This is a genomic window from Plantactinospora sp. CNZ320, from assembly GCF_002846275.1.
On record NZ_PJMP01000001.1, the window covers coordinates 2,899,374 to 2,922,928 of the forward strand.

Consider the following 23,555-nt stretch of genomic DNA (forward strand, 5'->3'; position numbering starts at 1 on the left):
GCGGTCACGAGCCGGTGCTCCGGTAGTGACGTACCCCGAGCCGCCAGACCGCGGCGGCGAGCACGGCGGCCGGCAGCGCCACGCCCGGCGCGACCCAGCCCACCCAGGCCGGCAGGCCGAGCGGGTCGGCCCGGCCGAGCAGCGCCAGAGCCGGGTAGTAGGCCACGAAACCGAACCCCATCCCGTACGCGAAGGCCGTTCGGAACCAGCCACTATAGACAGTCATCGGGTACGTGGTGAAGTCCCGCCCACCGTAGGTGAACGCCGAGCCGACCTCGCCGGAGTCGATCCACCAGAACGACAGCGACGCGGTGGCCACGAAGATCGCGGCGAAGAAGACCGCCCCGGCCAGCGGGGCCAGCACGGCCAGCGCCACCCGACCCGGCGTCCACACCAGATCGGCGGTGACCAGCGCGACCACCAGCACAGCCGCCCCGAAGACGGCTCGGGCAGCCTTGCGCAGTGGCAGATCCATCAGCAGCAACTGGGGCAGCGCGCCGAGCGGGCGGACCAGCACCGCGTCCAGCAGTCCGGTCCGGACGTACCGGCGCAGCGCCTCCACGTTGCCGACCGCGAGGTCGGCGGTGGCGAAGGCGGCGGACGAGAGTCCCACCATCAGCATCGCCTCGCTCCGGTCGAAGCCGCCGAGTTCCCGGGTGACCCGGAACAGCACCAGCACGGTGAGCACGTCGAGCGCGGTGACGCCGATGTTGCTGACCAGGTCCACCACGAACGAGGTGCGGTAGGACATCTGCGACCGGGCCTGCCCGCGCAGCAGCGCCAGATAGGCCGGTGCCCGACGCAGCCGGTACGCCCACTCAGCCACCCTGTACGACCAACCTGCGCTCGGCCCGGCGCTGCACCGTACGGCAGGCGAGCAGGAGCAGCCCCGCCCAGAGGAGTTGCACCGCCACCATGCCGGCCTGGATCACCGGCCCGTCCCGCTCCACGACCACGTCCAGCGGGGTCTGCAACAGGCTCGGGAAGGGGGTGGCCAGCCAGAGCGGTACGGCGATCCAGTCCGGCATGAACCGCAGCGGGAAGTAGAGCCCGGCCAGTACCCCGGAGCTGAGTGTCCAGAGGATCATCGCTCCCCGGACGTCGTACAGCCAGTACGCGGTCGCGTTGACCAGAAAGCGGCAACTGAAGCAGATCACCACCGCCAGCCCGACGGAGAACGCGAAGAGCGGTGTCGTCTGCCAGCGTGTCGGCACCGCGAGGTCGAAGAAGAGCAGCCCGGTGAGGACCGGCGGGAGGAAGCGGGTCAGCAGGGCGTACCCGGCCCGGCCGAGGTCGGCGGCGAGATAGCTGACCACCGGGTGCACCGGGCGGAGCAGGTCGCTGGCGACCTCGCCGGTGCGGATCCGGTCGGCCAGATCGGTCCAGCGCCAGAGCAGCACCACGGCGAGCAGCCCCTGCCCCACCCAGACGAAGGTGGCCAACTGGGCCGGGCTGTAGCCGGCGGCGACGCCACCGGCACCGCTCGCGACGGCGAGCAGTACGTAGCAACGAAGGAAGCCGAAGACGGTGTTGGTGAAGGCGCCCGCGACGGTAGCTTGCCGATAGGTAGAGTATCGACGAAACCCCGATCCGACTATGGCAGCAAATGTCCGAAACCATGGGATGATGTTTCGGCTGATGGGTGGAGCCACAGTGGCGGTGACCGAGCCCACGCCGTTACCCTCCTTCCGCGACCACGCTGCACCGAGCCGGGTGACTTTACCCGGAACGCCCGGCTGCCCAGCGCGATTTTTCGACGAGGTGACACTCCGTGAGTGAGCGACGCGAGCCGGCTTTCCCGGTCGCGTCGCGCGCGGTTCGGCGTAACGCTCCCGACACAGTTCTCCCGGCCGGTCGAGCCAGCGGCGTACGGTTCCCGGCCGGTCGAGCCAACGCCGTATGCGCGGGAGCGGCGCTGTGAGCGGGCGGTACTCGGGCCGCTGGGGCGAGGCCGCCGAACCGTCCTGGGTGGTCGAACCGACCGCGGAGTGGGAGCCGCAGTTTCCCGGTCAGCGCTATCCCGGCGACATCGGCCACCAGCGGCGACGCCGGCCGGCTGGCCGGGCGCCGGTGCCGACCGGCCGGGCCAAGGTACCGCCGCCGGGTGCACACCCCGGCGAGCCGGAGACGTTCGGCCGTCCCGAACCGGTCTCGAACGGCCGCCCCGGAACCACTTCCAACGGCCGCTCCGAACCGCTGTCCAACGGGCGCCCCGACAACCTGCCGAACGGCCGCCCCGAACCGCTGCCGAACGGGCGCCCCGACAACTTGCCGAACGGCCGTCCGGAACCGCTGCCGAACGGACGTCCCGGGCAGCCGGCCGGAGCACACCCGTCCGCCCGGGGCGAGGTGCCACCGCGCGAGACCCGTACCGGACGACTCGACCGCTGGGACAGCCGATCCGCCGGCTGGAACCCGCCGCCCGACTCCCGGGACGACGGTCCGGATTCCTGGGACCAGCCGTCGAACGGACGCGGCCGGCCACCGGTGGAATACCGCACCGGCGGTTCGGTGCCGGTCGGCCGGGACGACAGGCGGTCGCCCGGCGGCGGCCCCGGACCACGCGGAGGTCGCGGCGAGAGCGGCTTCGCCGGTGGCCGGGCGGCGTCGCAGCACGATCCGTACCGCTCCGGCGACGACCGGGCCGGCCGGGCCGGCGACGATCGGCCGGGCCGCTCCGGCACCGCGCCAGAGCGGCGCGGCCGGTGGCTCACCGGACCCGCGTCCGAGGAAACCCAGCCGTTGCCGGACCGCCGCCCGATGCCGTCTGACGGACGCCCGATGCCCTCTGACGGACGCCCGATGCCTTCGGACGGGCGGCCCGGACCACGGGACGGCCGGGGGCGGGTCGGGCCGGGCGGACGCCCCGCCATGCCGGCGGCGTTCGACGGCACCCACGGCCCGGAGCGAAGCGCTCCCGGGCAGGACCGCGCCGACGGTTGGGCAGCGCGCTCCGGTGGCCAACCGCCTCCGGGAAGCCGCGAGGTGCCCCCGGGCCGCACCCCGCCCCGGGCCCGCCCCGACCGGCCCGGCGCCGAGCCTCCGGTCCGGCGGCCCGCTGCCGGACCGTCCGGTGCGCCCAGCTGGCCGGCACAGCGCGGTCCAGCCCAGGAGCCGCGCGAGGGCCGGCGCTTCCCCGACCTGGGCTCCGGCCGCCCACCGGTACGCGACCCGCGCGGCGCCGATCCGGGTGTCCGGCCGGGCCCGGTGCCCCGGGGCGACCGGGTCGGGCCGCCCCCGCCCGCCGTCGACCGGCCCGCCGCCGAACTTCCGCCGGGATACGGGCGACCGGACCGGACGCCGGTCTCCGGCCCCGACCGCGTCCCGCCGCGCACCGGCCAGCCGGACGACGCGCCGATCCGCCCGGACCGGGTCGCCGGATATCCGGTCAGTGCCGCCGGACCGGCGAGCCCGACCGACCGGGTCGGCCCGGCCGCACCGCCCAGGACCGGCGAGCCGCCCCGGGCTGGGGAACCCACCCGCGCCCCCGAGCAGCCTCGCCCGGTCGAGCCGGTACGCCGGGTCGAGCAGTCCCGGCCGATCGAGCCCCGCCCGGTCGACGCCGGACGTCCGGTGGAACCACCCCGCCCGGTCGAGCCGACCCGCGCGGCCGAGCCGACCCGGCCGGTGGAACCGCCGCGCCCGTTGGAGCCGTCCCGCCCCGTCCAACCGCCGCGCCCCGCCACACCACCCCGCCCAGTCGAGCCAGCACGTCCGGTCGAGCCACCACGCCCAGTCGAGCCAGCACGTCCGGTCGAGCCACCACGTCCGGTCGAGCCACCACGTCCGGTCGAGCCACCACGTCCGGTCGAGCCACCCCGTCCAGTCGAGGCGGTACGTCCAGTCGAGGCGGTACGTCCAGTCGAGGCGGTACGTCCAGTCGAGGCGGTACGTCCAGTCGAAGCACCGCGACCCGTCGAGGCGGTACGTCCGGTCGAGCCGGCTCGGCCCGCCACGCCACCCCGCCCCGCCGAGCCACCACGTCCGGTCGAGCCGGCACGACCCGCACGACCCGTCGAGCGGGCACGCCCGGTCGAGGCAGCACGACCCGTCGAGGCAGCACGACCCGTCGAGGTACCTCGGCCGGTCGAGTCAGCACGCCCGGTCGAACCGACAGGGGCTGCTCAGCCGGTACCGCCGGTCGACACGTCGCGGACCGCCGAGCCGGCGGCCAGGGCTGCCGAGCCGCCCCGGCAACCGGATCGGGTCGAGCCGGCCCCGACCGCCGAAGCGGGACCCTGGCTCACGCCTCCGCTCGTCGAGTCCGCTGCACCGACGGAGCCGCCGCGTGAACGGGCGACGGGCTGGCTGACCCCGGCCACACCGCCGAGTCCGGCGCAAAAGCCGCCCCGCCAGCCGTCGACGGAGGAGACCGGAGAGCGTCCCCCGGTCACCCCGCCCCCGACCACCGGCCTGCGGCTGGAGTTCCTTCCGGCGCCGACGCCCGCCGGTACACCGTCTCCGACCACACCCGTCGAGTCGACACCGCCCGCGAGCCCGCACTCGGGCACAGCGGTCGGAGCGGAGACCGGCGTACCGGTCGAGCCAGCCGCTGCCACCCCGGCGGCGGTCCACGACATCGAACCCGCCTCGCCCGTCCCCTCGTCCGGTCCTCCGATCGAACCGGCCGCCGCCGGGCCCGCGCCGGAGACCGGACGGGCCACCGATCCGAGTGAGACTTCCGTACCCTCCATGCCAAAGACCGGACCTGTCGCGGACCATGCCCCAGTCGGACCGCTCACCGATGCCGCCCCGGCGGCCCCCTCCCCCACCGAGCCGGAGGCCGACCCGTCCCTGGCCGCCGACGAAGGTGCCGGCGCGGCAGACCAGCCGCACGGCGGCGACCCGGAGCTGACGGTCGGCGCCGGAGCACCGGCTTCCACTATGGACGAATCGGCACCCGAGAACGCACCGGTTCCGGAAAACCCGGCCGACCCGGCGGGGCAGAGCGTGCCGCCCACCAGCGCCGGCTCCCCGGCGGCGGCAGCCGGCTCCGGTACCCCGGCCCTCGCCACGGTCTCCGGAACACCCACCGCCGGACCGCTGGCCGAGGAGCCCGCCACCGAACCACCGGCCGAGGAGCCCGCCGCCGGACCGCCTCCGCCTGCCGAGGCGTCCACCTCCGGGCCGCCCGCCGACGCGTCCACCCTGGGACCGCCTGCCGAGGCGCCGACCTCCGGGCCGCCGAACTCTGGACCGCCGACCTCCGGGCCGCCTGCCGAGGCGCCGATCTCTGGACCGCCACTGGCCACCTCGCCGCCGGGCTCACCGGTCGCCGAGGCGAGCCCGGACACGGTGCTGCCGACCGGGCCCGCCGCCGGAGCGGCGACCGCGCTGAGCGCGCCCACCATGCTCACCCCGATCGTCCGGCCCGGCGGTAAACGCGAGCCGGCCGAGCCGGAACCCGCCGACGTCACGCCGGAGCCGGCCGTCACCGACCCCGAACAGGTACTCGCGTCGTACGAGTGGCGGTTCCACCACGAAACCCTGCGCGAGCTGGTCGAGGACCCCGAGTCGCTGCGGGCGATCCGGGACCGGTTGACGGAGAAGCTCGAACCGGCGAAGGACAACGGCACCCGGGCCCGGCTGCTGAGCCTGCGCGCGGTGGTCTCCCGCATCCTCGGCGAGTTGGGCAAGGCGCTCGCCGACGGCAAACTGGCACTGGCCCACGCGGAGGCGACCGGCCAGTTGCGACGGATCGCGATCGCGCAGGCCCGGTTGGCGCACGTACTCCAGTGGCGGGGGGACTTCGCCGAGGCGGACCGGCTCTTCGCGGAGGCGAACTCCTCGGAGCTTCCGGACCGGCTGCGGGCCACCATGCACGAGCACGCCGGACGGTCCTGCTACGACCAGGGTCGCTACATGGAAGCCTGCAACCACTTCGAGAAGGCGTTGGAGCTGCGCAAGGTCGAGGACCCGGATCTCATCGCCCGCACCGAACTCGCCCTCGACGCGGTCTTCAACAAGGTCGCGCAGAACGGCTGGGGTCCGTACCCGCGCGACCGGGACGAGATCCTCCAGGTGCACAAGCCACCGGTGCCGAAGTTCAGCGAGAAGGTGCAGCGCTGGGGGTACGCCGATCCCGACGGCCAGCTCGCGATCGCGCCGAGCTACGCGGACGTGCAGCCGTTCCGGGACGGGGTGGCCTGGGTACGCCGGCCGGAGACGCGCACCTGGGAGCTGATCGACGAGACCGGTGAACTGCTGATCGAGGCGTCCACCGGGTATCTGGGCGTCGGCTCCTTCTCCGACGGGCTGGCCTGGGTCTCCCCGGACGGCACCGGCGGCTGGATCGCGATCGACAAGGCGAACAAGGTGGTGATCCCGGCCGGTTTCGAGGACGTACGCCCGTTCCGGCGGGGTGTCGCCGCCGTGCGCCGGGGCGGCTGGGGCGCGGTCGACCGGGCCGGCAAGGTGGTGTTGCCGACCCGCTACACCGGCTTCACCACCGCACTCACCGACGGGCGGTACGTCGACGGCTTCACCGACGAGGGGCTGGCGATCGTCGACGCGGGCGGTCGCAAGGGCGTGGTGGACCGGTCCGGGCAGGTACTGGTCACCCCCGCCCACCCGGCGCTGGTGATCCACCCGGTCGCGTTCCTGATCGGCAACGGCACCGGGCAGTGGGGTGCACTCGACCGCCGGGGCGAGCCGCTGATCGACGTGGTGCACCCGAGCCGCAACGACGTGATGGAGGAGATCGACCGGCTGCTCGCCGACACCAAGCCCGTGCTGTAGGGCGGCAGGCCCCGGGGCTGTGATCTGCGTACCTCACCCCGTCGCCCAACCAGAGCCGGTCGGGGTACGAGGACTAGGGTCGTTGGTATGGAATTCCGACACCTTGGCCGCTCGGGCCTGCTGGTCAGCGAGATCTCGTACGGCAACTGGATCACTCACGGCTCCCAGATCGAGGAGGAGGCCGCGCTGGAGTGCGTACGCGCGGCGCTCGACGTCGGGATCACCACCTTCGACACCGCCGACGTCTACGCCGGCACCAAGGCGGAGGCGGTGCTGGGCCGGGCGCTGAAGGGCGAGCGCCGGGAGGGTCTGGAGATCCTCACCAAGGTCTACTGGCCGACCGGCCCGGGCCGCAACGATCGCGGCCTGTCCCGCAAGCACATCATGGAGTCGATCAACGGCTCGCTGCGCCGGCTCCAGACCGACTACGTCGACGTCTACCAGGCGCACCGGTACGACTACGAGACGCCGTTGGAGGAGACGATGGAGGCGTTCGCCGACATCGTGCACTCCGGCAAGGCGCACTACATCGGCGTCTCGGAGTGGAAGGCGTCGGAGATCCGGGCCGGGCACGCGCTCGCCCGTGAGCTGAAGATCCAACTCGTCTCGAACCAGCCGCAGTACTCGATGCTGTGGCGGGTCATCGAGGGCGAGGTCGTACCGGCCAGCGAGGAACTCGGCGTCGGCCAGATCGTCTTCTCGCCGATCGGCCAGGGCGTGCTGACCGGCAAGTACCTGCCCGGTCAGGAGCCGCCGGCCGGCTCCCGGGCGACCGACACCTCGGGCGGGGCGGGCTTCATCGCCCGGTTCATGTCCGACGACGTGCTGACCCGGGTGCAGCGGCTCAAGCCGCTCGCCGAGCAGGCCGGCCTCAGCATGGCCCAGCTCGCGGTCGCCTGGGTACTGCAGAACCCGAACGTCTCCTCGGCGATCATCGGCGCCTCCCGCCCGGAGCAGGTGCGTGACAACGTCAAGGCGGCCGGGGTGAAGCTCGACGCCGAGCTGCTCAAGTCGATCGACGAGATCCTCGACCCGATCACCGAGCGGGACCCGGCCAAGACCCAGAGCCCCGCGAAGCGCCCGTAGCAACGGTGTAAGGAAGGGCCCCCGCTTATACAAAAAGCGATAAGCGGGGGCCCTTCCTTACGCCTCAGTTCTGCCAGAAGCGGATCAGGCGCAGGCCCTCGACGTAGAGGTAGTCGGGCAGGCCGATCAGGTCGCCGATCGCGAACACCCCGTCGAAGAACCAGCCGCCGAGGCGCGGATTCCAGAGCAGGGCGAAGAGCAGGATGAAGCCGAACGGGGCCATCAGGTCATAGCCGCGCCGCCACTGCGCGTTCAGCCACGGCTGGATGACGTTGCCGCCGTCCAGGCCCGGCACCGGCAGCAGGTTGAGCACGCTCGCGGTCACCTGGAGGAAGGCGAGCAGGCCGACACCGGCCCAGAACTCGGTGTGCGTGAAGACGTCCACCCCGATCGCGAACGGGATCACCAGCAGCAGCGCGAACAGCACGTTCGTGGCCGGACCGGCCAGGCTGACCAGCGAGTGCCGGAGCCGGCCGGGAATCTGGTGCCGGTCCACCCAGACGGCGCCGCCGGGCAGGCCGATGCCACCGAGCAGGACCACCACCACCGGCAGGATGATCGACAGCAGCGGGTGGCTGTACTTCAGCGGGTTGAGGGTCAGGTAGCCGCGATGCGCCACGCTACGGTCACCGGCCCGGTACGCGACCACGGCGTGCGCGTACTCGTGCAGGCAGAGCGAGACCAGCCAGCCGCTGACGACGAAGAGGAAGACGTCCAGCCGGACGTTGCCGAACCCGTTCCAGGCCATCACGCCACTTGTGACGAAGAGCGCGACCAGGGCCAGGAAGATCGGGCTGGGCCGGAACGCCTCCCGGGGCACACCGAGGATCAGCCGGTCCCGGCCGCGTTGGTCGAATTCCATCGGCGTCACTCGGCTGCGGGCAGCAGACTCATCCGGTACTCCACCCGGTCGTCCTCGACCAGCAGCACCGCGGCGACACCGGAGGCGGCGAGCTCACGCCAGGTCTGGCCGATCCAGGACTCGGCGTCGGCCTGGCTGCTGAACGCCTCGGCCGGTCCGTTCACCGGATCGCCGTCCGCGCCCTCGTACCGCCAGCTCCACGGCATGTCGCGTCTCCCCTCGCCGATCATCACGCCCACAAACCTCCGCCAGCCTAGTCGGCCGGCCGGTGCCAGCCAGTCAGAGCGGTCCGGGAGCGGGTTGCCACCCGTACCTCACCGCGAACTGCCCAGCCGAGCGCTCTAAGGTACGGGCATGTCCGTAGACGGGTGGAGCAGGCTCCTGGTGCTGGGCGGGATCCGCTCCGGCAAATCCGAGTTCGCCGAGTCGCTGCTGAAGGACGTACCAGTTGTCCGTTATGTCGCGACAGCCGTGACCGACCCGGACGACCCGGAGTGGACGGCCCGGATCGACGCCCACAAGCTGCGCCGGCCGGCGGGCTGGACCACCGAGGAGGCCAATGCCGACCCGTCCCGGCTCGCCGGACTGATCGCGGACGCCGGCCCCGGCGACACGCTGCTCGTCGACGACCTCGGCGGCTGGGTGACAGTGCTGCTGGACCCCGCGCACCAGCCCGCCGACGATGTCGCCACCATCGGCGAACTCGGCGCGGCGATCCGGGACTGCCCGGCCCGGCTGGTGCTGGTCAGCCCCGAGGTGGGGCTGTCGACGGTCCCGGTGACCCCGCTCGGGCGAGCCTTCGCCGACGCGCTCGGCACCACCAACCGGACGGTCGCGGACGCCTGCGACGCCGTGGTGCTGGTGATCGCCGGACAGCCCGCCTGGCTGAAGCTCGGGGCGGACCAGTCGGCGCCGGCCCCGGACGGCGCCGGCCAGCCCGGCGTACCCGCGCAGGCCGACCGCACCACCGCGGACCGCAGCACCGCCGACCGCACCACCGCGGACCGCAGCAAGGCCGGCCGCACCACAGCCGAGCAGGCCGCCCCGGCCACGTCGACCTGGACCGAGGTACTCGGCGCGGTGCCGCAGGTCCTCCGCCCGACCGTGATCCCGGCCCCGACGGCCGAATCCGCGCCGTCGAGCGGGGCGGCGAACGCGACGGGGAACGCGGCGGGCTGGACCGCGCCGACCATGGCACTGCCGATGGTCGCCACCGGCCTGGTCATCCAGCCCGGGATGGACCTTCCGATGCCGGACGATCACTCCGGACCCGCCGCCGTCGACCGACTCGGCACGCTGGACCTGCCCGGCGCCGGCCTCGGTCACCTGGAGCGGGTCGTCTCGTTCGCCGCCGCCACGCAGGGTACGTCGAACCCGAAGCCCTGGCGCTCGGTCCGGGTACTGCTGCTGCACGGCGACCACTCCGGCGGTGCCGCGGCCGGGGCGGTACCCGGCGAGTCGGCCCGGTACGCCGAGCAGGCCCGGCAGGGCAGCGGACCGATCGCCCAGCTGGCGGCCGAGGCCGGTGCCACCCTCCAGGTGGTCGAGGCACCGCTGTCCCGGCCGATCGAGGACGGCCCGACGCTCACCACCGACGAGGTCGACGCGGCCCTGCGCTACGGCTGGCGGCTCGCCGAGGAGGCGGTGGACGCCGGGGTGGACCTGCTGGTCCTCGCCGCCTGCGGCGCCGGTACCGAGGCCGCCGCCGCAGCCGTACTCGCCGCCACGGCCGGAGCCGAACCCGCGGCGGTACTCGGCCGGGTGGTGACGCTCGGCGGCAAGGTGGACGACGCGGCGTGGATGCGGCGCTGCGCGGCGGTACGGGACGCGATGCACCGCACCCGGCGCAGTCCCCGGGACGCCAGGGACGTACTCGCCGAACTCGGTGGCGCCGACCTGGCGATCGCCACCGGCGTGCTGCTCGGCGCGACCGCCCGGCGTACCCCGGTGCTGCTGGACGGACCGGTCGGAGTGGCGGCTGGCCTGGTCAGCCGGGATCTCGCCGGCCAGGCCCGGCACTGGTGCCTGCTGCCGGACCACGGCGACCACCCGGCGGTCAAGCTCGGCGCCGACGTGCTCGACCTGAACCCGCTGCTCGACCTGCGACTCGGCCTCGGTGAGGGCGCCGCCGCGCTGGCCGCGCTGCCGCTGCTGCGCTCGGCGCTGACCCTCGCCGGCACCCTGCCGGTGCACCCGAGCCTGGCCACCGACGCCCGGGCGAACGGCAATCCAGCGGGCAGTGACCCAGCAAACAGTGACCCGACGGCAAGTGACCCGGCGGGCGGTGGGAGCGATCGGGAGTCCGACGACTCGCTGCCGCCGGTGCCGGACCCGGCCGAGCCGTGGGCACCCGGCTCGGCGGAGGACCGGCCGGGGCAGCGTGACGACAGCCTCGACGACGACAGGGAGTTCATCGAGCCTCCGCCGGCCGGTCCCGGTCCGACCACCCTGCCGGAGGACGCCACCGGCCAGCCGACCACCGACACACCACCGCCGGGCCAGCAGCAGACCAGCGACACGCAACTGCCGGGGCAGCAGACGACCGACACGCAACTGCCGGGGCAGCAGACGACCGACACGCAACTGCCGGGGCAGCAGGCGACCGGGAGCACCGGGCCGGCGGACGACCGGGACGGTGGGCGGGTCGGCGGCGCCACCGTGCCGCCAGGTGTCTGAGGGCCGGTTCGCGGCCGGCGGCCGGCTGGCCCTGACCACCTTCACCGTCGCGCCGCTGCGGGCCGGTCGGGTCGACCGCGCCACCGCGGGTACGGCGATGAGCCTGGCCCCGCTGGTCGGCGCGCTGCTCGGCGTCCTCCTCGCCGGACTGCTCGGCGGGCTGGGGGCGATCGCCCCGCCGCTGGTCGCCGGTGGGGTGACCGTGGCCGCGGCGGCACTGCTGACCCGGGGACTGCACCTGGACGGGCTGGCCGACACCGTTGACGCGCTCGGCTCGTACCGCTCCGGAGAGGCGGCGCTGCGGATCATGCGGCAGCCGGACGTCGGCCCGTTCGGGGTGACCGCGCTGGTCCTCGTACTCCTGCTTCAGGCCGCGTCGTTCGCGGCGCTGGCTGACCGGCCGTGGACCGCGCTGCTCGCGGCGCTGGCCGCCGGTGCCGCGACCGGCCGGCTGGCGGTGAGTTGGGCCTGCCGGCGTGGTGTCCCGGCGGCCCGTCCGGAGGGACTCGGCGCGCTCGTCGCCGGCACCGTCGGTCCGGCCGCACTGCTCGGGCTCACCGCCGGGGTGGCCCTGCTCGCCGTGCCGGCGGTGCCGGACCGCCCCTGGCAGGGGCCGCTGGCGGTCGCCGTGGCGCTGTCCGGCACGCTGCTGCTGGTCCGGCACGTGGTACGCCGGGTCGGCGGCATCACCGGCGACGTGCTCGGCGCCAGCGTCGAACTCGGCGGCACGCTGTTCTACCTCGGGGTCGTGCTGACCGGCTGACCGGACAGTCGTTCGCGGGTAGCGTTCGCGAAAAGGACGACAGCACGAGTAACAGGCCGACAGGCGGTCGAGCGGGGGACGTAATGCTCATCACGGACGATTTTCTGCCCGTGCCGGTCCCGGAGTCGTTGACCGCGACCTACCTGGTGCCCACGACCGGACAGGTCGACCCGGCCCCGGCCGAGGCGGTGGCGGCGCTCGGCGGCCGGCTCTCCGGACCGGTGCACGACCTGGCCCGGCAGATGCTGGACAGCCCGCTGATGACCGTCGACACCCGGCCGATCGCCGAGTTCCCGCACCTGCCGCCGGACCTGCTCACCGCATTCGGGGCCACCGACACCCAGTTGGCCCGGCTGGACGCCGCCACCGACCTGGTGGTGGTGCAGGCCAGCTACCGGCCCGGCTGGCCACCCGCGCACGAGTGGGCGGCCCGTACCGTCGCCTGCGCCGTCGCCGAGTCCCTCGACGCGGACCTGGTGGACGTCTTCGCGTTGCAGTTCCTCGACCCGGCCACCGCGCTGCGCTCGCTGCCGGACACCGAGGGTCGGGTACGCCTGATCGACTGGGTACTGGTGCCGTACTCCTCCGACGACGACGGGCTCTGGTTCACCACCAAGGGACTGCGCCGCTTCGGGCTGCTGGAGTTGCAGGCGCAGGGGGTGCCGACGCACCTGACCCGGGCCTGGGGCGCGGTGATGACCGGTGCCGCCCGGCGACTGCTCCGGGCCTGGACCGACGGGCTCTCCGACAGCGAGGTGCCGGCCTTCGTCCAGTTGCCGGTGGTCACCTCGGTCACCGGGCACGACATCGCGGTGGCGTACGGCAATCCGCAGCAGCACGACACCACCGGCCCGGCGGCGCTGCGGCTCGAACTCGACCCGGCGACCGACCCGGACGCCGACTCGTTCCTGACCCTGCTGCCGCCGGCCGGCCACCCCGGCCCGGCCGGCCGGTACTTCGCCGCGGTCTGCGCCGCCCTCTTCGGCGCCGCCGCCCAGTCCGACGTCCGGTACGCCCGACCGGACGACGCGATGGCCCGGGCGATCGCCACCGCCCGGGACGGGCTGCCCGGGATCCGGGAACGGTTCCTCGCCGGCAACCTGCCCGAGGGGGTCCAACTGCTGGTCAAGTACGGCCTGCCGACCGACGAGGGGCCCGAGTTCGTCTGGGCCGGGGTGACCTCGTGGGCGACACCGGACCGGATCATCGGGGCCAGCGCCAGCGACGCCACTGCCGATCCGGCGGTCCGGGTCGGCCGGCCGGTCGTGGTGGACGCCGTCGACGTGGTCGACTGGGCCCTGCTGGACGGCAGCGGTGTGATCGAGGGCGGCTGGACGCAGGCCGTACTCGACGCCGGCGACCGCTCACAGCGCTGACCCGGCCAGCCGACCCTCGCGTACCCGGGATCGGCGACCGTTCACAGCGCTGACCCCAGCCGTCCGCCGTGGCCCCGTCGGCGGCGCGGCCCGGCTACCTGACCGAGGGCTGCACGAAGGGCGGCCGGACCACCCGCATAGTCGCGCGGCGGCCCCGGACGTCGACCACGACCTCGTCGTCCTGGCCCAACCCGGCGGCGCTGTCCAGCAGGGCGAGGGCGATGCCGGCCTTCCGGGTCGGCGAGAAGGTGCCGCTGGTGACCGTGCCGACCGGCGTGCCGTCGGCGGAGAGCACAGTCATGCCCGGCCGCGGGATGCCCCGGTCCAGCGCCAGCAGCCCCCACAGGGTGCGGCGCGGCCCGGCCGCCTTCTCGGCGAGCAGCGCCTCCCGCCCCCAGAACGCCGGCTTGTCCCAGCCGACCGCCCAGCCCGCCCGGGCCTGCACGGGCGTGATCTCCGGGGAGAGGTCCTGGCCGTGCAGCGGGTAGCCCATCTCGGTACGCAGGGTGTCCCGGGCGCCGAGCCCGCAGGCGCGGATCCCGTACGGCTCGCCGGCCGCCAGCAGCGCGTCCCAGACCACTGTCGCCGCCTCGGCCGGTACCACCAGTTCGTAGCCGTGCTCGCCGGTGTAACCGGTCCGGCAGACCACCAGCGACACCAGGTCGCCGGCCGGGGTGGGCGCCCCGGCGGTGGAGAAGCCGAGTTCGGCGGTGGAGAAGCTCATGTAGCCGTGTTCGGTCGGCAGTCCGAGGGTGCCCAGCAGCTCGGCCGAGCGCGGCCCCTGCACCGCCAGTACGGCGTACGCCTCGTGCTCGTTCGTCACGGTGACCCCGTCCGGGGCGGCGGCGCGCAGCCGGCGTACCACCTCGGCGGTGTTGGCGGCGTTCGGGATCAGGAACACGTGCTCGGGGCCGTGCAGGTAGGCGATGATGTCGTCCACCACGCCGCCGGTGGCCTCGTCACAGCAGAGCGTGTACTGCGCCCGTCCCGGCCCGATCCGGCCGAGGTCGTTGCTGAGGCAGTCGTTGACGAAGTCGGCCGCCCCGGGGCCGGTGACCCGGGCCTTGCCGAGATGCGAGACGTCGAACACACCCACCCCGGTACGTACCGCGGTGTGCTCCCGGAGGACTCCGCCCCCGGCGTACTCCAGCGGCATGGACCAGCCGCCGAAGGCGGCGAACTTGGCGCCGAGCGCGGCGTGCCGCTCGTGCAGCGGCGACTGGCGGAGTACGTCGGCGGAAGGTTCCGGGGTCTCGCCGGTCACCTGCGTCGGGTCGGTCATGGGTCGCAACCTACCTGCGATCCGGCTGATGGTTAGCATCGGCGGGACCCCTCCGGCAGACCGTCGGCGGGACAGCCCCTTCGTCCGGCGGGTAGGTTGCGCCGGAGACCACAACGCCCCGGCCGCAACCAGGCGGCCGGCCACACGCCCGTCCGGAGCCGCGCAGTGACATCGCCCAGCACCAGCCTCAGCCTGGTCGACACAGACCCCGCCGAACTCGCCGTCGATGCCGTCGTCATCGGGTTGCACAGCCAGCCGGCGGACGACCCGGGTTCCGGCGCCGACGCCGCCGGGGCTCTGCTCCTCGCGACCGGCGCGGAGAGCATCGCCGCGGCGTTCGACGGCCGGCTGACGGAGACCCTGGCGCTGCTGGGCGCCACCGGCGGCCCGGGTGAGGTGATCAAGCTGGCCACCCTGGGCACCGTCACCGCGCCGCTTGTCGTCGCCGTCGGGCTCGGCTCGGAGCCGACCGGCGCGGCCCCGGCACCCGAGACGCTGCGCCGGGCGGCCGCCTCGGCCGTCCGGGCGCTGGCCGGTGCCGAGCGGGTCGCGCTGACCCTTCCGCTGCCCGATGACGAGGACGCCCCGGCGGCGCTGCGCGCCACCGCCGAGGGTGCGCTGCTCGGGGCGTACCGGTTCGCCGGTTACAAGACCCGGCCGCAGCCGACCCGACGCCCGCCGGTCGCCGCGATCGCGGTGCACGTGCCGGACGCCGGAGACGACCGGGCCCAGGCGGAGATCACCCGGGCCGTTGTGGTGGCCGGGGCGGTCACCCGTACCCGGGACTGGGTCAACACGGCGCCGAACGAGCTGCGCCCGCCCTCCTTCGCCGACTCGGTGGCCGCCGCCGCCCGGGAGGCGGGGCTCGGCGTCGAGGTTCTCGACGAGCAGGCGCTGGCCGCCGGTGGCTACGGCGGCATCCTGGCCGTCGGGCTCGGCTCGGAGGCGCCGCCCCGGCTGGTGAAGCTCAGCTACGACCCGGCCGCCGCCGGTGCCAACGGGTCGGTGAAGCGGCTCGCGCTGGTCGGCAAGGGCATCACCTTCGACACCGGGGGTGTCTCGATCAAGCCGGCCCAGGGCATGTGGGAGATGAAGTCCGACATGGCGGGCGCGGCGGCGGTCGCCGCCACCATGCTGGCGGTCGCCGAGCTGAAGCCGGCGGTGGCGGTGACGGCGTACCTGCCGATGGCCGAGAACATGCCGTCGGGCACCGCCTACCGGCCGGGCGACGTGGTGACGATGTACAACGGCAAGCGGGTCGAGGTGCTCAACACCGACGCCGAAGGTCGGATGGTGCTCGGCGACGCGATGGCCCGGGCCTGCGAGGACGGCTGTGACTACCTGGTCGAGACCTCCACGCTGACCGGCGGCCAGGTGGTGGCGCTGGGCAAGCGGGTGGCCGGGGTGATGGGCAGCACCGACCTCTGCCAGCGCGTGCAGCGGGCCGGCGACGCGGCCGGCGAGCCGGCCTGGCCGATGCCGCTGCCGGACGACGTCCGCAAGGGAATGGACTCCGAGGTCGCCGACATCTCCCAGGTCAACGCGTCGATGGACCGGGCCGGTCACATGCTCCAGGGCGGCGTCTTCCTGCGCGAGTTCGTCGCCGACGAGGTGCCGTGGGCGCACATCGACATCGCCGGGCCGAGCTACCACTCGGGCGAGCCGACCGGGTACTGGACCAAGGGCGGCACCGGCGTGCCGGTGCGTACCCTGCTGGAGCTGGTCGACGACATCGCCGCGAACGACTGACGCCGGTAGGCCGCCGACCCCGGAAGCTGGGGTCGGCGGTCAGGCGGCGGTTCGACGGCCAGGTGGTGAAGGCGGCGGCGGTCAGGCAGCGGGCCGGCGGCGGTTCGACGGTCAGGCGGTGGGGTCGGCGGTGGGGCGCCGCTTGCGGCGCTCGTTGAAGTCGCGCATCCGCTGCGGATAGCCGACCAGCCGGACGTCGTAGATCGGGATCGCCAGCTTGTGGGCGAACCGGCGGGCGCCGTCCGGGCCGTCGATCCGGCGCCGGGTCCATTCGCCGTCGTGTGCGATAAGCATGACGGTGGTCTCGGTCACGGTCGTGCGGGGCTCGATGAACGCCTCGACCCCGCGCCTCGACCGGACGAACTGTTCAAGATGGTCAAGATCCGCACGGTTGGCGGGACGGTCACCCGCCGTGACAACGGCCTTCTTCCGTCGGCGAAACCAGGCCAACCCGACCCTCTCCTCCCCGGCACGGCCGCCCTGCGGCGAAACTGGCGACTTCCGGCAAGCGTACGTCCCGACGACGTGTCCTTGGGCACCTCGGTACGCGGCCCGGTTGCACTAGTGACAAGATGACCGAGGTGGGCGGTCCCCGGTCCTACTGTCAGTTCCGGAGAAAGTCCACGCCACACCGGCCGGAGAACCCGGCTCGGGGTGGCGGTATGCCCGATTGACCGGCATCACCCTCGTAGCAGCGACGCGACCTGGGAGTTAACTGTGAGCGAGCCGAACGGCGGAACGTTCGATGTCGTCATCCTCGGAGGTGGCAGCGGCGGTTACGCGGCGGCGCTGCGTGCCGCCCAACTGGACCTCTCGGTCGCGATGATCGAGAAGGGCAAGGTCGGCGGCACCTGCCTGCACAACGGCTGCATCCCCACGAAGGCGCTGCTGCACGCGGCGGAGATCGCCGACCAGACCCGCGAGTCGGAGCAGTTCGGCGTCAAGGCCGAACTGGTCGGCATCGACATGGCCGGCGTCAACTCGTACAAGGACGGCGTGATCTCGCGGCTCTACAAGGGCCTGCAGGGGTTGGTCAAGGGCGCCAAGATCACTCTGGTCGAGGGCGAGGGCAAGCTCGTCTCCGCCGACACCGTCGAGGTGAACGGGGCCCGCTACACCGGCCGCAACGTCATCCTGGCCACCGGCTCGTACGCCCGGACCCTGCCCGGCCTGGAGGTCGACGGCGAGCGGGTCATCACCAGCGACCACGCGCTGACCCTGGACCGGGTGCCGACCTCGGCGATCGTGCTCGGCGGTGGCGTGATCGGCGTCGAGTTCGCCAGCGTCTGGAAGTCCTTCGGCGTCGACGTCACGATCATCGAGGCGCTGCCCCGGCTGGTGGCGGCCGAGGACGAGGAGTCCTCGAAGGCGCTGGAGCGGGCGTTCCGCAAGCGCGGCATCGGCTTCAAGACCGGCAAGCGCTTCGAGAAGGTGGAGCACACCGAGAAGGGCGTCAAGGTCACCATCGAGGGGGGCGAGACCTTCGAGGCCGAGCTGCTGCTCGTCGCGGTCGGCCGTGGCCCGAACACCGCCAACCTCGGGTACGAGGAGCAGGGCGTCAAGCTCGACCGGGGCTTCGTGATCACTGACGAGCGGCTGCGTACCGGAGTGCCGAACGTCTACGCGGTCGGCGACATCGTGCCCGGCCTCCAGCTCGCGCACCGGGGCTTCCAGCAGGGCATCTTCGTGGCCGAGGAGATCGCCGGCCGCAACCCCGCCGTGATCGACGAGAACGGCATCCCCCGGGTCACCTACTCCGACCCGGAGCTGGCCTCGGTCGGGCTCACCGAGGCCCGGGCCAAGGAGCAGTACGGCGCCGACAAGGTGAAGACCTACAACTACAACCTCGGTGGCAACGGCAAGAGCCAGATCCTCAAGACCGCCGGCTTCGTCAAGCTGGTCCGGGTCGACGACGGTCCCGTGGTCGGCCTGCACATGGTGGGGGCCCGGGTCGGCGAGCTGGTCGGCGAGGCGCAGCTCATCTTCAACTGGGAGGCGTACCCGGCCGAGGTGGCGCAGCTCATCCACGCCCACCCCACCCAGAGCGAGGCGCTCGGCGAGGCTCACCTGGCCCTGGCCGGCAAGCCGCTGCACACACACGCCTGACCACAGAATCTCCGCGCCCGCGCCCGGCACCAACCGGGCCAGGATCGCACAGGCCACGAAGGAGTCTTTGAAGATGCCGGTATCGGTCACCATGCCCCGGCTGGGCGAGAGCGTCACTGAGGGCACCGTCACCCGGTGGTTGAAGCAGGAGGGCGACCGCGTCGAGGTCGACGAGCCCCTGCTCGAGGTTTCCACCGACAAGGTCGACACCGAGATCCCCTCCCCGGCGGCCGGCGTGCTGGCCCGGATCGTGGTGAGCGAGGACGAGACCGCCGAGGTCGGCAGCGAGCTGGCGGTGATCGACGGCGACGGTGAGGCGGGCGGCGAGGCCCGCCCGGCCCAGCCTGAGCAGGCCGAGGCGGAGCAGGCCGAGCCGGAGCAGGCCGAGCCGGAGCAGCCCGAGGCGGAGCAGCCCGAGGCGGAGCAGGCGCCCGCCGAGGCAGCGGCGCCGGCCGAGGAGCAGGACGGCCAGCAGGAGCAGGCCGAGCCGGAGACGGTGGCGGCGCAGACCGCGCCGGCCGGCGACTCGGGCACCGTCCTCAAGATGCCGGCACTGGGCGAGAGCGTCACCGAGGGCACGGTGACCCGCTGGCTGAAGGAGATCGGCGACACCGTCGAGGCCGACGAGCCGCTGGTCGAGGTCTCCACCGACAAGGTGGACACCGAGATCCCGTCCCCGGTCGCCGGCACCCTGCTGGAGATCCGAGTCGGCCAGGACGAGACCGCGCCGGTCGGTGCCGACCTGGCGGTGATCGGCGAGGCCGGCGGTGCCGCCCCGGCCGCCGAACCGGCGAAGCCGGCCCCCGAAGCAGCGGAGCCGGCTCCGGAGGCGGCGAAGCCGGCCCCCGAGCCGGAGCCCGCCAAGCCGGCGGCGAAGGAGGAGTCGGCCCCGGCGGCCGGTGCGTCCTACCAGACCCCGGCGCCGGAGACCGAGCGGTCCGAGCAGCCCGCCCGGACCGAGCGGGCGGCACAGCCCGCACCGACGGGTACCCGGACCGGCGCGCCGGCTCCGGCACCCTCCGGTCAGAACGGTGCCGGATACGTCACCCCGCTGGTGCGTAAGCTCGCCAGCGACCAGGGCGTCGACCTCTCCACCGTCAGCGGTACCGGGGTCGGTGGCCGGATCCGCAAGCAGGACGTACTCGAAGCGGCGGAGCGGGCCCGGGCGGCTGCGCAGGCCCCGGCCGCCCAGCCGGCCCCGGAGGCCGCCGCACCGGCCCCGAAGGCGGCACCGAGCCCGCTGCGGGGCAGCACGCAGAAGCTCCCCCGGATCCGTGCGGTCATCGCCAAGCGGATGCAGGAGTCGCTGCACGAGATGGCGCAGCTCACCACGGTCGTCGAGGTGGACGTCACCAAGGTGGCCCGGCTGCGGGCCAGGGCGAAGGAGACGTTCCTCCAGCGGCACGGGGTCAAGCTGTCGTTCCTGCCGTTCTTCGCGCTGGCCGCCGTCGAGGCGTTGCAGACCTACCCGGTGGTCAACGCCCGGATGGACCTCGAAGCGGGGACGATCACCTATCCGGAGGCGGAGCACCTGGGTATCGCCGTCGACACCGAGCGCGGCCTGATGGTGCCGGTGATCCACAACGCGGGTGACCTGAACCTGGCCGGGATCGCCCGCCGGGTCGCCGACCTCGCCGAGCGGACCCGTACCAACAAGATCAGCCCGGACGAGATCGCCGGGGCCACCTTCACGCTGACCAACACCGGCAGCCGGGGTGCGCTCTTCGACACGCCGATCGTGCCGGCGCCGCAGTCGGCGATGCTCGGTACCGGCGCGGTGGTCAAGCGTCCGATGGTGGTCAACGACCCGCAGCTCGGCGAGGTGATCGCGCCGCGCTCGATGGTCTACCTGGCGCTCTCCTACGACCACCGGCTGGTCGACGGTGCGGATGCCGCCCGGTTCCTGACCGCGGTCAAGGAGCGGCTGGAGGCCGCCCAGTTCGAGGCGGAACTCGGGCTCTCCTGACCGAAGCAGTGTCCCGGTGGGGCGCCCGGCCGTCGGCCGGGCGCCCCACCGCCGTTTACGGCCCTCGCCCCACCCGCCGTTAGCGCCCCCGCCCCACCCGCCGTTCGCGCCCCCGCCCCACCCGCCGGTCCGGGGGAGCCGCAGAGCCGCTTCCGGCCGATCCAGACGGGATGGGCGAAGATACAGGGATGCGTATCCTGATCGCCGGCTCGTCCGGTTGGCTCGGCACCCATCTGATCGAGCGGCTCCGGGCAACGGACCACGACGTCGTCCGGCTGGTCCGGCGCCCGGCGCAGGGCCCGGACGAGGTGCGCTGGGATCCTGCCGCCGGTCAGCTCGACCCGACGAGCCTGGCCGGCGTCGACGCGGTGATCAACCTGGCCGGCGCCAACATCGGCGACCAGCGCTGGACTCCCCGCTTCAAGGAGGTGCTCCGGGCCAGCCGGGTCGACACCACCACCACACTTGCTCGGGCCATCGCCGCACTGCCGGCCGAGCAGCGTCCCCGGGCGCTGCTGAACGGCTCGGCGATCGGCTGGTACGGCGACACCGGCGACCGCCCGGTCGAGGAGGACGAGCCGCCCGGCGACGGCTTCATGGCCGATCTGTGCCGGGTCTGGGAGGCGGCGACCGCACCGGCCGAGCAGGCCGGGGTACGGGTGGTACGCCTGCGCATCGGACTGCCACTGGAGCACACCGGCGGACTGCTCAAGCCGCAACTGCTGCCGTACCGGCTCGGCATCGGGGGCAAGTTCGGCAGCGGGCGGCAGTGGATTCCGTGGATCTCGATGGCGGACTGGCTGGCCGCGATGACGTTCCTGCTGGAGCGAGAGGACATCGCCGGGCCGGTCAACGTGGTCGGGCCGGCGCCGGCGACGAATGCGGAGTTCACCCGGGAGTTGGGCCGGGCGCTGCACCGACCGACCGTGATGCCGGTACCCGGGATCGCGCTGCGCATCCTGCTCGGTGAGATGTCGATCGAGCCACTGCGCAGCCTGCGGGTACTGCCCGGGGTGCTGAACCGGGCCGGTTTCGTCTTTCGGCATCCCGACCTGCCCAGCGCGCTGGAGGCGGCGTTGGCCGACCGCTGAGCTGGCCTGGCCCGGGTGGCAGCTGGTTTCACGGCCTGCCGGAGGACGTCATGATGGGTGCGAGAGCCGCGTCGACGGCATCGAGCAGCCGGCGCGGCTCGCGTTCCGCCCGGGCGACGACGTGCAGTCCCTGCATGAGTGCGAGCAGCAGCCGAGCGTGAGCGCCGCAGTCCACATCGGTACGGACCTCGCCGGCCCGCTGTGCGTTGATCAGCGCCTCCTCGAGGCCGGCCTCCAGTTCACCGAATGCCCGCCGGACGATCCGGCCAGCCTCCTCGTCCTCGGGTAGCACTTCCGCAGCCGTGTTGCCGAGCATGCAGCCGCGTCCCGGCGTGGACTGTGCCGCGTCGAGCACCTCGATGAGCAACTGACGTACGCCCGACAGCGCCGGCCCGTCCGCCCGGACCGCTGCGGCAGTCTCCCGCACATCCTCGGCGTACTGCTCTAGCGCCCGTAGGAAGAACGTGTGCTTGTCGCCGAAGGCTCCGTGCAGGCTGCCGGGCAGGACACCCAACTCGTCCCTGAGCACCCGCATCGACGTGCCGGCATATCCGCGCCGCCAGAAGACCTCCTTGGCGCGTTCGGTGACCTGCGTGTCATCGAAGGAGCGGGGTCGACCCGTGCGCGCCATGACGCAGATGCTACGTCATTTCTTGACCGCTCGTCCAAGAAGAGCTAGCTTGAGGGCAACTTCTTGGTCACATGACCAAAAATAACCCCGATCCGCTGGAGAGCACCCGTGGGACGACTGTTTCTGCACATCAACGTGTCATTGGATGGCTACATCAACGACGCCGACGGCGAGATCGACTGGCACTTCTCGGACGAGGAGTTCCAGCGGTACCTCGATGACCTGCTCAACGACATCGATGGCATGGTGTTCGGGCGGGTGGCCTTCGAGGAGTTGGCGAGCTACTGGCCGAATGCCGGCCCGGAAGCCTCGCCGGTCCAGGTGCGCCGGATGCGGGAACTGCCCAAGTACGCGCTGTCACGCACCCTCCGGCACAGCGACTGGCACAACTCCCACATCCTCAACCACGACCCCGCCGACGCGATAGCCAGGCTGAAGCAGCAGAGCAGCCGGGACATCGCGCTCTTCGCGGGCGGTCGAGCCGCGAGCGCCGCCGCCGGGCTGGGCGTCATCGACGAGTACCGCATCATCGTCAACCCGGTGCTGCTCGGCGGCGGCACGCGCCTGTTCGACGGTCGGTACCCGCGCACCAACCTGCGGCTGACGGGCACCCGGCAGTTCACATCGGGTGCGCTTCTGCTGACGTACGAGCCGGTGGCCACCGACAGCTGACCGGTCGCGCCCCACCTCGGGCCCTTCCCGACGAACCGCTGTCGCCGCAGACGAACCGCTGTCGCCGGACCGGAGCCGGTGCGGGGCCGACCGGACAGCCGGCCGGCCCCGCACCGCGCACTCAGCAGTCACGCAACTCCGGCGACTGGTTGCGGATCTGGGCGAGCGGCGAGACGAACCGCTGGTACGTCGTACCGCCCACCGCCCCCGGCCGGAACGCGGCCACCCGGTGGCAGTTCTGGAACGCCAGGCGTACCCCGAAGTGGCGTTCCAGCCCACTCCGGATGGCGTCGCTGGCCAGTGCGCGGAGCAGTTGACCCCGCTCCGCCTCGCTCGGCGGCGGTACGGCATGGTCGGCGTAGTCGGCGGTGCTCGCGTGAACCCGGGTGGACACCTCGGCGACCACCGCCCAGGCGTACGGCAGGGACCGCCGGACACAGTCGACGAACTCCTCGTCGTCGACCCGGCCCGCCTCGGCCCGCTCCAACAGTGCGGCGGGTACCTCCAGGGACATCTTTTCTCCTCCTGTCGTGGATTCGACCCGGCCCGGACTGGCT

General features: G+C 73.2%; 18 protein-coding genes and 1 pseudogene. 10 read left to right on the forward strand and 9 right to left on the reverse strand.

Annotated elements, in window-relative coordinates; genetic code table 11:
- Positions 1 to 4 precede the first annotated feature (4 nt).
- From CLT71_RS12685 to CLT71_RS37960, 3 genes are all read right to left on the reverse strand, one after another.
- The gene (locus CLT71_RS12685) at positions 5 to 751 is read right to left on the reverse strand and encodes an ABC-2 family transporter protein (RefSeq protein ID WP_101371400.1); all 747 of its coding nucleotides are present in this window, start codon (positions 749 to 751) and stop codon (positions 5 to 7) included.
- A 67-nt stretch (positions 752 to 818) separates the two neighbouring features.
- Positions 819 to 1,652 carry an ABC transporter permease gene (locus CLT71_RS12690; protein WP_486483673.1) on the reverse strand — a complete coding sequence of 278 codons (834 nt, stop codon included), beginning with the start codon at positions 1,650 to 1,652 and terminating at the stop codon, positions 819 to 821.
- 2,472 nt (positions 1,653 to 4,124) lie between these two features.
- Complete coding sequence (locus CLT71_RS37960) at positions 4,125 to 4,247, reverse strand: hypothetical protein (RefSeq protein ID WP_486483228.1); 123 nt, start codon at positions 4,245 to 4,247, stop codon at positions 4,125 to 4,127.
- Positions 4,248 to 4,692: 445 nt separating this feature from the next.
- Here CLT71_RS37960 and CLT71_RS12695 point away from each other — a divergent pair, with 445 nt between their 5' ends.
- Entirely contained in the window at positions 4,693 to 6,738 is a 2,046-nt protein-coding gene (locus CLT71_RS12695; protein WP_486483229.1) for a WG repeat-containing protein, read from the forward strand.
- 87 nt (positions 6,739 to 6,825) lie between these two features.
- Positions 6,826 to 7,824 (forward strand): aldo/keto reductase family protein, encoded by a 999-nt coding sequence (locus CLT71_RS12700; protein WP_101367279.1) that lies wholly within the window; start codon positions 6,826 to 6,828, stop codon positions 7,822 to 7,824.
- Positions 7,825 to 7,888: 64 nt separating this feature from the next.
- Here CLT71_RS12700 and CLT71_RS12705 read toward each other — a convergent pair whose 3' ends face one another.
- Together CLT71_RS12705 and CLT71_RS12710 are read right to left on the reverse strand one after the other, a co-directional pair.
- The gene (locus CLT71_RS12705; protein ID WP_101371402.1) at positions 7,889 to 8,686 is read right to left on the reverse strand and encodes a site-2 protease family protein; all 798 of its coding nucleotides are present in this window, start codon (positions 8,684 to 8,686) and stop codon (positions 7,889 to 7,891) included.
- A 5-nt stretch (positions 8,687 to 8,691) separates the two neighbouring features.
- Positions 8,692 to 8,892, reverse strand: a complete 201-nt coding sequence (locus CLT71_RS12710; RefSeq protein ID WP_101367280.1) for a hypothetical protein — start codon at positions 8,890 to 8,892, stop codon at positions 8,692 to 8,694.
- Between the two features lie 148 nt (positions 8,893 to 9,040).
- Between CLT71_RS12710 and CLT71_RS12715 the strand changes: the two are divergent.
- The 3 genes and pseudogenes from CLT71_RS12715 to CLT71_RS12725 all read left to right on the forward strand — a co-directional run.
- Positions 9,041 to 11,152 (forward strand): annotated as a pseudogene (locus CLT71_RS12715) (bifunctional adenosylcobinamide kinase/adenosylcobinamide-phosphate guanylyltransferase); the annotation flags it as partial.
- Positions 11,153 to 11,354: 202 nt separating this feature from the next.
- Entirely contained in the window at positions 11,355 to 12,125 is a 771-nt protein-coding gene (locus CLT71_RS12720) for an adenosylcobinamide-GDP ribazoletransferase (protein ID WP_101371403.1), read from the forward strand.
- Between the two features lie 83 nt (positions 12,126 to 12,208).
- Positions 12,209 to 13,501: a DUF2314 domain-containing protein gene (locus CLT71_RS12725; RefSeq protein WP_101367281.1), complete on the forward strand. Its 1,293-nt coding sequence runs from the start codon at positions 12,209 to 12,211 to the stop codon at positions 13,499 to 13,501.
- 94 nt (positions 13,502 to 13,595) lie between these two features.
- Here the strand turns inward: CLT71_RS12725 and gcvT are convergent, their stop codons facing one another.
- On the reverse strand, positions 13,596 to 14,783 hold the full coding sequence (gene gcvT, locus CLT71_RS12730; protein WP_101367282.1) for a glycine cleavage system aminomethyltransferase GcvT: 1,188 nt from the start codon (positions 14,781 to 14,783) through the stop codon (positions 13,596 to 13,598).
- A gap of 165 nt (positions 14,784 to 14,948) precedes the next feature.
- Here gcvT and CLT71_RS12735 point away from each other — a divergent pair, with 165 nt between their 5' ends.
- Positions 14,949 to 16,532, forward strand: a complete 1,584-nt coding sequence (locus tag CLT71_RS12735; protein ID WP_101367283.1) for a leucyl aminopeptidase — start codon at positions 14,949 to 14,951, stop codon at positions 16,530 to 16,532.
- 111 nt (positions 16,533 to 16,643) lie between these two features.
- On the opposite strand, the gene CLT71_RS12740 is transcribed toward CLT71_RS12735, so the two are convergent.
- Positions 16,644 to 16,982 carry a hypothetical protein gene (locus CLT71_RS12740; RefSeq protein ID WP_101367284.1) on the reverse strand — a complete coding sequence of 113 codons (339 nt, stop codon included), beginning with the start codon at positions 16,980 to 16,982 and terminating at the stop codon, positions 16,644 to 16,646.
- A 267-nt stretch (positions 16,983 to 17,249) separates the two neighbouring features.
- Between CLT71_RS12740 and lpdA the strand changes: the two genes are divergently transcribed.
- From lpdA to CLT71_RS12755, 3 genes are all read left to right on the forward strand, one after another.
- Entirely contained in the window at positions 17,250 to 18,638 is a 1,389-nt protein-coding gene (gene lpdA / locus CLT71_RS12745; protein WP_101367285.1) for a dihydrolipoyl dehydrogenase, read from the forward strand.
- Positions 18,639 to 18,711: 73 nt separating this feature from the next.
- Positions 18,712 to 20,604, forward strand: a complete 1,893-nt coding sequence (gene sucB / locus CLT71_RS12750) for a 2-oxoglutarate dehydrogenase, E2 component, dihydrolipoamide succinyltransferase (RefSeq protein WP_101367286.1) — start codon at positions 18,712 to 18,714, stop codon at positions 20,602 to 20,604.
- 188 nt (positions 20,605 to 20,792) lie between these two features.
- Entirely contained in the window at positions 20,793 to 21,695 is a 903-nt protein-coding gene (locus CLT71_RS12755) for a TIGR01777 family oxidoreductase (protein WP_101367287.1), read from the forward strand.
- 28 nt (positions 21,696 to 21,723) lie between these two features.
- On the opposite strand, the gene CLT71_RS12760 is transcribed toward CLT71_RS12755, so the two are convergent.
- Entirely contained in the window at positions 21,724 to 22,326 is a 603-nt protein-coding gene (locus CLT71_RS12760; protein WP_101367288.1) for a TetR/AcrR family transcriptional regulator, read from the reverse strand.
- A gap of 108 nt (positions 22,327 to 22,434) precedes the next feature.
- Here CLT71_RS12760 and CLT71_RS12765 point away from each other — a divergent pair, with 108 nt between their 5' ends.
- Positions 22,435 to 22,998, forward strand: a complete 564-nt coding sequence (locus CLT71_RS12765; RefSeq protein ID WP_158242221.1) for a dihydrofolate reductase family protein — start codon at positions 22,435 to 22,437, stop codon at positions 22,996 to 22,998.
- Positions 22,999 to 23,119: 121 nt separating this feature from the next.
- Here CLT71_RS12765 and CLT71_RS12770 read toward each other — a convergent pair whose 3' ends face one another.
- Entirely contained in the window at positions 23,120 to 23,512 is a 393-nt protein-coding gene (locus CLT71_RS12770) for an SCO5389 family protein (RefSeq protein WP_101367290.1), read from the reverse strand.
- Positions 23,513 to 23,555: the final 43 nt, after the last annotated feature.